Here is a 12,517-nt window from a genome sequence, read left to right on the forward strand (position 1 = left end):
GAGGTATCAGAGATGAGTGTAGAATTTAGAAAGAAATTCAAGAGAAAGAAGATCTTGTCCTTCGCATCTGCTGCAGTAGTGGCATTTACTATGACAGCAGCACCGGTTTTCGCAGCGACGGACAGTGGTAATACAAAGGATGAAACGGTGTACGTGGTAACAGAGTCCGACGGAAGTCAGTCGGATCTCATCGTCAGCGATCATTTAAAGAACAAATCCGGCAAAGATAAGATCGAGGATGTTTCCACATTGACCGATATTGAAAATGTAAAAGGCAAGGAAAAATTCATCCGCGAGGATGACGGGAGCCTTTCCTGGAATGCAAAGGGAAACGATATCTATTATGAGGGTAAAACGGATCAGGAAGCCCCTGTCTCTATGGATATCAAATATTATCTTGATGATAAAGAAGTGGACGGTGCAGATCTTTCCGGCAAGACCGGCAAGGTGAAGATCGTCATCAACTATACGAACAATACATCCTTAAACGGAACCAAGGTGCCGTTCGTTGTTCTGACTGGCATGGTACTGGAAAACGATACATTCCAGAACGTGACCGTGAGCAGCGGCAAAGTCATCGATGATGGTCAGAAGTCCTTTATCGTGGGCATGGCGGCACCTGGGGTCGCCGATACACTGGGAATTTCAGAAGAAGAGCTTGGCTTCGGCAGCACGGTAGAAATCACGGGAGACGCCAAGGAATTCGCCCCTGAGGATATGATGACAGTGGTGACTAATGACTTCTTCCAGGATATCGATACCAGTGAATTGAATGCTGGAAATCTGGACAGTCAGATCGATCAGCTGGACAGTGCTGCAAAACAGCTTGTGGCCGGAACCAACACGTTGTACAAGGGCATCGAAACGTTAAACAGTAGTTCGGCTACGCTGGCAGCAGGCGTCAGCAAGCTGAATCAGGGTGCTGCAAAGATCGATGAAAACACAAAGGCGGCGCTTCAGGGCAGTAAAGATCTGGCGGCAGGAAGTCAGTTCCTTTCGAGTCAGCTGAACAGTAAGCTTACCGATATGGGTGAAGGTGTAGCGAAAATGAATACGGCAGCAAATGCGATCGGTCGGTATGTGGCAGGCATCAATGAGGGGTTAAATGGAGATGGTACAGCGACAAACCCGGGACTTGTTAAAGGTGCAGATGGTCTGGTAGCAGGCATGGAGACTGCAAAGGAAACACTGGATCAGGGAGCTGCTGCAGATCAGAGGGCATTGACATATCTGGAACAGCAGCATAATGCAAGGGCGATCACAGATGCGGATTATACAACATTGAAAACTTTAATTGAAGGTTCTAAAGAGGCACAGGTCGGAGTTTCGGCATCCCTGGATAATACTGGCAAGTTAGGCAGCGGTGCAGCGAAAATTTCGGCTGGTGTAAAACAGCTGCAGGGAGCTATGGCAGGCAATGGAACAGAAGAAAATCCTGGTCTTACTTGTGTTTCCGGTCAGCTTACAGCAGGCGTGCAGGAAATGGCAACAAAGCTTGGAGCAGCTACCAGCGAAACTGGTGAACTTTCCGTTGGTCTGAATAAACTGGTTACTGGATCTTCCAAGCTGGCAGCCGGTGAAGCTCAGCTTTCCGACGGTGCTTCGGAACTGGCAGCCGGGATGAACGAGCTGTACTCCAAGTCGGGTCTGCTCATCAGCGGTATCGGTCAGCTGGATGCAGGATCCAAAAAGCTGAATGATGGCATGAGTCAGTTCTACAAAGAGGGAATCGGCAAGATCGTAAGCCTGTACAATGACAAGCTGAAAGGCACGGTCAACAATGCAGAATCTCTGGTGGCTGCAGGCAAAGCTTACAACACCTTCACACAGGTGCCGGACGGCATGGATGGAACCGTAAAATTCATCTACAGAACAAAGGTTGCTGACTGATTTGCATAAAAAGAGAAATCTATCAAATCTATCACACATATATTTGTAGGCGGGCCTGCGGAAGCGGGCCCAGACTACACCGTAAACCCGGTTATTTTGAAGTAAGCCCGGTGTTTACATGCAGGATGCGCCGAAAGCGTGGAATCACTCCTCGTTTTCGGTGCTTTTTGCGTTTTTGAAGTGGGGCAGGATTATTGAATTTTCAATCATTTCACTGCTTCTTTATTATCTTTGGAATGGGGGTTGATTTTTGATATACATAGTGTTAAGATTGTAGCATCGCTTTAGAAGGTGGCTGGAAGAAAGCAGCAGTTTGAGGCGAATCAATGGAAAGAGTTTCATTTTGCCCGTATGTGTTGCATATCAGAGGCAAATTTTTTATGCGTAAGAGTATAAATTTCAGAAGAGGTGAACTATGAGTCAGGAACAGGATTTCCAGGAAATAGAGGAAGAATACGAAGCAGAGGAAAATGCCAAGCATGACATGCGGATGCGTCGTATGGGAGAGATGCCGGTAGGAAGGCTGATCCTCACCATGTCGTGGCCGGCAATGATCGCCATGCTGATCCAGGCGTTTTATAACATTGTGGACAGCTTTTTCGTATCGATGATCAGTGAACAGGCACTGGCAGCCGTTACATATGTGTTCCCGATCCAGATGCTGCTGATCTCTATAGCGATCGGAACAGGTGTAGGGATCAACTCTCTGATTTCCAGGCGACTGGGGGCAAAGCTGTATGAAGAAGCCGATATGGCTGCCAATCACGGCTACAGACTTTCGTTTTTTAACTGGATGTTTTTCGCATTGATCGGGATCTTTTTGACCAGCCCGTTCATGAACCTCATGTCGGATACACCGTTTATTGTAGAAAGCGGGAGCAGTTATATGCGGATCATCACTATAGGTTCGCTGTTCTGTATCGTGCAGATGACATCCGAAAAGATCCTGCAGGCAACAGGCAATATGATCGTTCCAATGATCTGCGGCATCATTGGCGGTGTTTCCAATATCATTTTAGATCCGTTGTTCATCTTCGGTATCGGACCGTTCCCGGAGCTTGGAGTGGCTGGAGCCGGGGTTGCCACTATTGGGGGACAGTTTCTCTCCATGTGTGTGGGACAGATCGTGCTGTTTAAAGGGAAACACGCTGTAAAGGTTCGCTTGTGGGGCTGGAAATTCCAGGGCAGGATCGTCCGGGATATCTATGCAGTAGGTGCACCGGCGATTTTAATGCAGTCCATCGCATCTATCATGCAGTTCGGCATGAACATCATTCTGGGAACACTAACGGAAACAGCTGTTGCCGTTATGGGTGTATACGGCAGACTGCAGTCCTTTATCTTCATGCCGGTCTTCGGTCTGAACCAGGGAGTTCTGCCGATCATGGGTTTCAATTACGGCGCTAGAAACCGGAAACGATTGATGGAGACTTATAAGAAAGGACTTATGATTGCCTGTATTATCATGGCGATCGGTCTTGTGGCATTCCAGCTGTTCCCGCGGGAGCTGATGGCTGTCTTCAACTCACAGAACAGCCAGGAGATGTATGATATCGGCATTCCGGCGCTGCGATATATCAGTTTGTGTTTCCTGCCGGCAGCCTTCGGCATCATGTCGTCCTCGATCTTCCAGGCAACTGCTCATGGATTTTTGAGTCTATGGGGATCGCTTTTACGTCAGCTCGTCGGTATACTGCCTTTGGCATGGATACTGGCTGCTGTAGGCGGTGTGGACCTGGTTTGGTTCTCCTTCCCTCTGGCGGAGCTGATAGGAACGGTATATTTCGCTGCTGCACTAAAGCATCTGTACCGGACGGAAATCCGTAGACTGGATATTTTGGAAGAAAATGCTTTTTAAAATACTTTAACAAAAAACCTTCGGTGAGGAAATTCGTCTAACCGAAGGTTTTTCAATTTTTGAGTTATATGAAAATCATGGATATAAATATTCGATTTCATCGCCATGTTCTTCTATGCGGAAGTCGGAGTCTAAAACCACAAGATCGTACAAAAGTGGATCCCGAATCAAATGTTTCCAGACGGTATAAGTGGCGTGAATGAAGTCTTCGTTGAGAGGGATTTTTTGTGAGATCAGGGGACAATCATAAGTCAGTTCTCCATCCTGATAGACGATATGCAAGACATCTTCTTCATCCAGGTGCGGAGCCAGAGGGAAGAAACGGCACTGGAGAGGGCGTTTTTCTCGCGGGCAGCAGGGTGCTGTTTTACAGTGAAGAAAATAGATGGTCCCGTGCCAGCTGTCAGGGAATTCATAATCCTCAGCACGATTTTTTTCCCAGCCGATCCAGTCTTCTTTTCGATCGAACACTTTATCTTCTCCGGGGAGCAAATAAATACCAAAATCATCCTCGTCGCACAGATCGCAGGAATCGGTCTGGCTGCCGCAGGTGCAGCAGGCGGCACCGCAAAGCTGTCCACAATCCTGATCAAGAGGAGAAACTTTGTCAAGAAATCGATATATGGCTAAAAATGTGATTTTAGTGGTTGAACTTTTCATGATTCTAGTATACAATAAATTCTAATCTAGTTAAAGGAAATTTAATCTTCATATATATATTATATATATGATAAAGGTTTGGAACGGAAAACAAACCGTAGTGAAATGTAAACTAAGATTGAAGAAGGGATACTAACTATATGAGATTGGGTATAGATATAGGATCAACAACTGTAAAACTGATTTTGCTGGACCAGAAGGATCACATCCTGTACAGCCGTTATGAACGACATATGTCCAACGTGTTTGAAACCGTTGTGGATCTGCTGAAAAAAATGTATGAAGAATTAGGCGATGTGAAACTGCGCCCTGTTATTACAGGATCAGGCGGTCTTTCACTGGCTAATCTTCTGGGAATTCCGTTCGAACAGGAAGTGATCACATGCAGTGCTGCTGTAGAGACCCTGATCCCGCAGACGGATGTGGCCATTGAACTGGGCGGCGAAGATGCGAAGATCACGTTTTACGGACAGACTATCGAGCAGAGAATGAATGGGACCTGTGCAGGGGGTACAGGTGCGTTTATCGACCAGATGGCCGTTCTGCTCAACACCGATGCGCAGGGACTGAATGAAGCTGCGAAAAAGCACACGATGATCTATCCGATAGCGGCACGGTGCGGTGTATTTGCTAAAACTGATATTCAGCCGCTGATCAATGAGGGTGCAGCTATTGAAGATCTGGCAGCATCTATTTTTCAGGCAGTGGTGAATCAGACTATCAGCGGACTGGCCTGCGGTCATACGATCAAAGGCAGAGTTGCGTTCCTGGGAGGACCGCTCTCATTCCTGTCAGAACTGAGAAAGCGGTTTATCGAAACGCTGGAGCTTGCGGATGACGAAGTCATTTTCCCGGAAAATTCCAAGTATTTCGTAGCGATCGGAGCAGCTATGAAAGCGTCAAAATCTGAAGAGATCTCCTTTGCAGAAATCATTCAAAGAGCAGAGCATGCCGATCCGGCAAAGCTTTCTGACACGAAACACATAGCCCCTCTCTTTGCAGACGAAAAAGAATACGAAGCGTTCTGTGCACGCCATGACAGAGATAAAATACGCAGAAAGGACATCAGTACAGCCAGCGGTCCGGTATTCCTGGGAATCGACGCAGGTTCTACGACCACAAAGGCGGCGCTGATCGATGAGGATAAAAATCTGCTGTATTCCTATTACGTGGGCAATGAAGGGAAGCCTCTGGCGGCGACCATGAACATGCTGCGTGAGCTTTACAGCAAGCTGCCGAAGGAGGCTTATATAGCGAAGGTGACGACTACCGGATACGGTGAAAATCTGATAAAATCAGCATTCAAAGCGGATCTGGGTGAGATCGAGACCATGGCTCACTACAAGGCGGCGGAGGAATTTCTGCCGGGTGTTGATTTTATCCTGGACATCGGTGGACAGGACATGAAATGCATGCGCATCAAGGACGGTGCGATATACAATATCATGCTGAATGAGGCATGCTCTTCAGGGTGCGGTTCATTCATCGAAACATATGCGAAATCCGTAAACCTTGATGTGAAGGATTTTGCAAAAGAAGCACTCTTTGCAGATGCCCCGGTGGATCTTGGAACGAGATGTACCGTATTTATGAATTCCAAGGTAAAGCAGGCGCAGAAAGAGGGCGCTACGATCGGCGATATTTCTGCCGGACTGTCGTATTCTGTCATTAAGAATGCTCTTTATAAGGTGATCAAGCTGCGAAATCCGGAAGAGGCCGGAGAGAAGATCGTCGTGCAGGGCGGAACGTTCCTCAACGATGCTGTACTGCGTGCCATCGAGGATATCTTGGGCAAGGAGATCGTCCGTCCGGACATCGCAGGACTTATGGGAGCATATGGCGCAGCGCTGATCGCACGCAAACAGACAAGAGAAGGAGATGTGTCCTCGCTGCTGAAACTGGAAGATCTGGATGCATTCTCTGTAGAAACCAGTCATGTGCGGTGCGGCAGATGTGAAAACCACTGTCTGATGACCATCAACAAGTTCAACGATGGAACGAGGTTCTTTACCGGAAATCGCTGCGAGCGTGGCGAAGGAAAAGTAAAGGCGGCGGATCATGAGCTGCCGAACCTGTATGAATATAAACTGAAAAGACTGTTTGGGTATGAATCTCTGAGCAGCGATAAAGCAGCTCGCGGAACGGTTGGTATCCCGCGGGTACTGAATATGTATGAAAATTATCCGTTCTGGCATACGTTCTTCACGAAGCTGGGATTTCGGGTGGTTCTTTCGCCGAAATCCAGCAAGGAGCTTTATGAGGGCGGCATGGAGACCATTTCTTCCGATACGGCGTGCTATCCTGCAAAGCTGGTGCACGGGCACGTCAAGTGGCTGGCTGCTCAGGAGGATGTGGACTGGATCTTTTACCCGAGCATCAACTATGAACGCCAGGAAGACAGCAATTCTCCGAACCATTACAACTGCCCGATCGTGGCAACGTATCCGGAAGTGATCGCAGGAAATATGGATGATATTTTCCAGGAAAATCAGGTGACGTTCAGTCATCCGTTCCTGCCGTACGATAATGATGCACAGCTGGAGCGGGAGCTTTACAAGATGCTGCTGGAGGCGCGCGGCATCACCCGTGATGAAATCCGGGAAGCCATCAAGGTGGCTCGTGCCGAGGATTCCAGCTTCAAGGCGGATGTTCATCAGAAAGGTAAGGAAGCGTTGGCTTATGCCAGAACTCACGGTAAAAAATCCATCGTTTTGGCGGGAAGACCGTATCATCTGGATCCGGAAATCAACCACGGCATCGATAAGATCATCACATCTTTTGATATGGTGGTCCTGACAGAGGATTCGGTGGCTCCGATGGCAAAGCTGCCGCGACCGCTTCGTGTTCTTGACCAGTGGATGTATCATTCCAGACTGTACAAGGCGGCGACGTTTGTCGGCACGACCGATATGTGGAGCTGATCCAGCTCAATTCATTCGGATGCGGACTGGATGCAGTCACGACCGATCAGGTGGAGGAGATCACAAAGAAAAACAATAAGCTTTATACGGTTCTTAAAATCGACGAAGGTACCAACATGGGTGCTGTCAAGATTCGAATTCGCTCCCTTAAGGCAGCGATGGAGGAACGTGAAAAGAACCATATCGTACATAAAGATGATGACACACCGTATGAACGTGTTTACTTTACAAAGGAAATGAGCAAGGACTATACCATTTTGATCCCGGAAATGTCCCCGATCCATTTCCAGTTTATCGAGACAGCTATGGCCTGCGAGGGGTATAAAGTAAAGCTTTTGCCGACTGTAGATAAAAATGCGGTGGACGAAGGTCTGCGTTACATCAACAACGATGCCTGCTATCCGACCATCGTGACGCTGGGTCAGATCATTTCCTATCTGAAATCCGGCGAAGTGGATCTGAACAAAGTGGGTATCTTCATGAGCCAGACCGGTGGCGGATGTCGTGCCAGCAATTACGTGGCTCTTTTGCGAAAAGCATTAAAAGACATGGGAATGGAACAGATTCCTGTCATTTCTGTCAATATGGCGGGGCTTGAAAAGAACCCGGGCTTCAAGATTTCCAAGGGGATCATCAAGAGGGGCATGATGGCAGTCATGTACGGAGATCTGCTGATGCGTGTGCTGTACGCGACACGTCCTTATGAAAAGGTGCCTGGTTCTGCCAATGCGCTTTATGAAGAATGCTGCGACATGATCCGTGATAATATCGTTTCCGGAGATATGAAGGAATACAAGCGGCTGATGAAGGTGATCGTAGAGAAGTTCGATCAGCTGCCGCTGCTGGATATAAAGAAGCCGCGCGTGGGCGTTGTAGGAGAGATTCTGGTCAAGTATCATCCTAATGCCAATAACGATATCGTCAATATCATCGAAAGCGAAGGCGGCGAAGCTGTAGTTCTGGATCTGGCGGATTTCTTCCTGTACGGTATGTACAGCAAGGAATTCAATTATCGTCATCTGTCCGGTACGTATCAGGCTATGATGATGAACAAGGCGGCGATCGCAGTGATCGAACTCTTCCGCAAGCCGATGCGAAAGGCACTGGAAGAAAGCAATAGATTCCACCAGCCGATGAGGATCAAGAATATCGCCGATAAGGCATCTGAAATCATTTCTCTGGGAAATCAGTGCGGTGAAGGCTGGCTGCTGACCGGTGAAATGGTGGATCTGATCGACGATGGCGTGGAAAATATCGTCTGCATGCAGCCGTTTGCCTGCCTGCCGAATCACGTGACCGGCAAGGGCATGATGAAAGCACTGCGGAAGCGTAATCCGATGGCGAATATTGCAGCGATCGACTACGATCCAGGAGCATCAGATGTCAACCAGCTTAACAGGATCAAACTGATGATGGCAACAGCTCATAAAAATATGGAAATGAAAGGTCAGTCAGGCCCGAAGCAAAATAACACGCAGACGGCTGACGAAAAAGCATTAAAAAAATATAAACGTGTGAAATTACAGCCAACTACAGGCAAGTAAACGCGAAGCAAATGGAGCCCTGCGTCTGACGCAGGGTTTTGCTTATTTGGTGGAATGAGGCGGACGTGAATTCGTCTTACCTCTTGAATTTACAGAAAAATGGGTGTATAATGCTAAGCGAATCTATGATAAAAAATTTAGAAAGTTAGGAGGTGTCTCCATGGGTAGACACGGTACAATAGCAGGTAGAAAGGCTGCGCAGGATTCCAAGCGTGCAGCAATGTTTACAAAATACGGCAGACAGATCATCGTAGCAGCAAAAGCTGGCGGAGATCCGGAATACAACGCAACACTGCGTGTTGCGATCGAAAAGGCAAAAGCCATCGGTATGCCGAATGATAATATTAAGAGAGCGATCAAAAAGGGTACTGGCGAACTGGAAGGCGAGTCTTATGAAGAACTCAGCTTTGAAGGATACGGCGTTGGCGGCGTTGCGGTTATCGTAGAAGCGCTGACGGACAATCGTAACAGAACGACGGCGGCAGTAAGATCCACATTTGACAAGCACGGCGGCAACCTGGGTGCTCCGGGATGCGTATCCTATATGTTCTCCAGAAAGGGCGTTATCATCATCGAAAAAACTGACGATATCGATGAAGATGCTCTGATGGAAACTGCTCTGGAAGCTGGTGCAGAGGATATGATCACACATGACGACAGTTATGAGATCCAGACTGCTCCGGAAAACTACACAGCTGTGCATGGTGCACTGACTGATGCTGGTTATGAAATGGTAGATTCTGACGTGGAATTCGTACCATCCATGGAGTCCGCTCCGAAGGATGCTCACGATCTGAAACAGCTGAAGAAGATGATCGATATTCTGGAAGATAACGACGATGTGCAGAAGGTTCACCACAACTGCAGCGTTGATCTGGAGGAAGTGGAATAGGAAGGAATTTTCCCTTGAATTTCTGCCAGAATATATTATAATAAAGATGAAAATTACATAAACTGATTCTATGAATCCTGAAGTGTGCGTTGGGGTGTTATAATTCAACCTACATTATGACCTTGGGAGCCTGGAGTTTTCGTATCGCTTATGTCGAGCCGTCTTAGAACGGAAGGCAGACGCTGGAACAGGGCACCCCCCTATTGAAAGATAGGGCGTGAATTATATCCTCGACGGCATGTCGGGATTTTTTGTTTTTTGGGGATTGTAATGGGTGGCAGTGATGATGGAGTGATGCAGTGATGATGGGGAAAATAACGTAAATGGGCTCTTGATAGCGTGGATAGGGTAATCTGCGTGGTGTGATGCAGATCAGAATGACGTAGATAGAGATTATAATTGCGTTGCGGATAATTCCAGGGGACATAAGCCTATGTTGCTGGGGCGGATTATCCTGTAGAAGCTTTTTATGCAGGAACATGGTATTCCGAGATGGGGGATGATCATGAAATTATCGCGACTGCTGTTGGCATGATGTAATCAGGGTATTTAAGGCAAACAGACTAGCCCCGAAATACCCTGGGCGGGGATATGACCCCGCGTTTCGGTTATTTCCGTGCGACGGTGCAGGCAGACGGGCAATAAAGCGGTGCAGGCAGACGGGCAATAAAGCGGTGCAGGCAGACGGGCAATAAAGCGGTCTGATTCCTCAACTTTCTCAAAAACTTCGGGAAAGTTCTTGCATTTTTCGGAAGTATGAGCTATTATAATGTTAGCACTCTTATAAAGTGAGTGCTAACACGCTCGGGACGGTTCGACTCCAGTGCAGTGATTCGACAGGGTATACTGCGTTTCGGGATTTTGAACACTCGATATACTGGTGCCGGGTTCCTGACACAGAAGCTCGACATAGGGCGTGCAACCGACAGAGATTACTATAGAAAGAAGGAAGAGAAACATGGCAAAGAAACAATTTAAGGCAGAGTCGAAGCGGCTTTTGGATCTCATGATCAATTCCATTTATACGCATAAGGAGATTTTTTTACGTGAGCTGATATCAAATGCCAGCGACGCTATCGACAAGCTGTATTATCATAGTCTGACAGAAGGGGACACGGGAATTTCGAGAGATGATTTTTCCATCCTCATTGAGAGAAATGAAGATGACCGTACGTTAAAGATCATCGACAACGGCATGGGCATGACGAAAGAAGAGCTTGAAAAGAACCTGGGAACCATCGCTAAGAGCGGATCGTTAGATTTCAAGGCAGCAATGGACAAGAAAGATGAAATCGATATCATCGGTCAGTTCGGCGTAGGGTTCTATTCGGCGTTCATGGTCAGTGACAAAGTATCCGTAGTCAGCAAGGCTTATGGTTCCGACGAAGCTTATGAGTGGGAATCCACCGGTGCGGACGGTTACACGATCAAAGAGGCGGAGAAGGCTGACAACGGCACAGAGATCATACTTCATTTAAAGGAAGATACGGAAGATGAAAAATACGGAGATTATCTCAATGAATACACGATCCGGACACTGATCCGCAAGTATTCAGACTACATCCACTATCCGATCAAGATGATGGTTTCCAAGCACCGGATCAAACCGGGAGATGAAGACAAGAAACCGGAAGATCAGGAATACGAAAGCTATCAGGAACTGGAAGTCCTCAACAGCATGATCCCGCTGTGGAAGAAGAACAAGAGCGAGCTGACGGATGAAGATTACAACAGCTTCTACAAAGAAAAATTCTATGATTTTGCGGATCCATTAAAGGTGATCCACACCAACGTGGAAGGGGTCGTCAGCTATACATCACTGCTGTTCATCCCGTCACAGGCTCCGTACAATTACTATACAAAGGACTACGAAAAGGGTCTGCAGCTCTATTCTTCCGGCGTGCTGATCATGGATAAGTGCGCGGATCTGCTGCCGGACTATTTCAGCTTCGTAAAGGGTCTGGTAGACTCCCAGGATCTGTCTCTCAACATTTCCCGAGAAATGCTGCAGCATGACAGACAGCTTAAGGCGATCGCACAGCGCCTGGAAAAGAAGATCAAGAGCGAGCTGCTCAACATGCAGAAAAACGACAGAGACAAGTACCTGGAATTCTACAAGAACTTCGGTCTGCAGCTGAAATACGGACTGTATGATAGCTATGGCGCTAACGCAGAAACCCTCAAAGATCTGGTAATGTTCCATTCCTCCAGCGAACATGCACTTGTAACTCTGGAAGAATACGTAAGCAGAATGAAGGAGGATCAGAAATACATCTTCTTCGCCAGCGGCGAAAGCCTCGACAAGATCGATAAGCTGCCGCAGACAGAACTGCTGAAGGATAAGGGCTACGAGATCCTGTATCTGACGGACAATATCGACGAATTCGCACTTCAGGTACTCCACGCCTACAATGAAAAGGAATTCAAATCTGTTTCCGCAGATGATCTGGATCTGGGTGAAACGACAGAAGAAAAGGAACAGGCTGAAAAACAGGCAGAAGAAAGCAAGGATCTGCTGGAAGCCATGAAGGATGCCCTGGGTGACAAAGTGACAGACGTAAAGCTGACTCAGAGACTCAAGAGCCATCCGGTATGCCTGACTTCCAAAGGTGGACTTTCTATCGAAATGGAAAAAGTCCTCAACTCCATGCCGACCGACCAGAAAGTACAGGCAGAGCGCGTGCTGGAGATCAACGCACAGCACCCGATCCTGGAAACTTTGCAGGAAAAATACGCAGCAGATAAAGACAGT

Annotated in this window: 7 protein-coding genes and 1 other RNA gene; 7 read left to right on the forward strand and 1 reads right to left on the reverse strand. The window is 47.6% G+C overall.

The window, feature by feature from the left end:
* Window positions 1–12 precede the first annotated feature (12 nt).
* Together H8876_RS03935 and H8876_RS03940 are read left to right on the forward strand one after the other, a co-directional pair.
* Window positions 13–1,890 (forward strand): hypothetical protein, encoded by a 1,878-nt coding sequence (locus H8876_RS03935; RefSeq protein ID WP_249286620.1) that lies wholly within the window; start codon window positions 13–15, stop codon window positions 1,888–1,890.
* 415 nt (window positions 1,891–2,305) lie between these two features.
* Window positions 2,306–3,748 (forward strand): MATE family efflux transporter, encoded by a 1,443-nt coding sequence (locus H8876_RS03940; protein ID WP_249286621.1) that lies wholly within the window; start codon window positions 2,306–2,308, stop codon window positions 3,746–3,748.
* A 75-nt stretch (window positions 3,749–3,823) separates the two neighbouring features.
* Here H8876_RS03940 and H8876_RS03945 read toward each other — a convergent pair whose 3' ends face one another.
* A complete protein-coding gene (locus tag H8876_RS03945; RefSeq protein ID WP_249286622.1) occupies window positions 3,824–4,408 on the reverse strand; it encodes a hypothetical protein in 585 nt (194 codons plus the stop codon).
* Between the two features lie 140 nt (window positions 4,409–4,548).
* Between H8876_RS03945 and H8876_RS10365 the strand changes: the two genes are divergently transcribed.
* The 5 genes from H8876_RS10365 to htpG all read left to right on the forward strand — a co-directional run.
* On the forward strand, window positions 4,549–7,329 hold the full coding sequence (locus H8876_RS10365) for an acyl-CoA dehydratase activase-related protein (RefSeq protein ID WP_465250730.1): 2,781 nt from the start codon (window positions 4,549–4,551) through the stop codon (window positions 7,327–7,329).
* On the forward strand, window positions 7,320–8,873 hold the full coding sequence (locus H8876_RS10370; RefSeq protein ID WP_465250731.1) for a hypothetical protein: 1,554 nt from the start codon (window positions 7,320–7,322) through the stop codon (window positions 8,871–8,873). Before H8876_RS10365 ends, H8876_RS10370 begins: the two co-directional genes overlap by 10 nt.
* 160 nt (window positions 8,874–9,033) lie before the next feature.
* Window positions 9,034–9,765: a YebC/PmpR family DNA-binding transcriptional regulator gene (locus H8876_RS03955; RefSeq protein WP_177264576.1), complete on the forward strand. Its 732-nt coding sequence runs from the start codon at window positions 9,034–9,036 to the stop codon at window positions 9,763–9,765.
* A 71-nt stretch (window positions 9,766–9,836) separates the two neighbouring features.
* Window positions 9,837–10,017, forward strand: a non-coding RNA gene (gene ssrS / locus H8876_RS03960) — 6S RNA.
* Between the two features lie 706 nt (window positions 10,018–10,723).
* The coding region (gene htpG, locus H8876_RS03965; RefSeq protein ID WP_249286623.1) for a molecular chaperone HtpG at window positions 10,724–12,517 on the forward strand (1,794 nt) is incomplete at its 3' end.

Source organism: Lentihominibacter faecis (assembly GCF_014306095.1).
Taxonomy (GTDB): domain Bacteria; phylum Bacillota; class Clostridia; order Peptostreptococcales; family Anaerovoracaceae; genus Lentihominibacter; species Lentihominibacter faecis.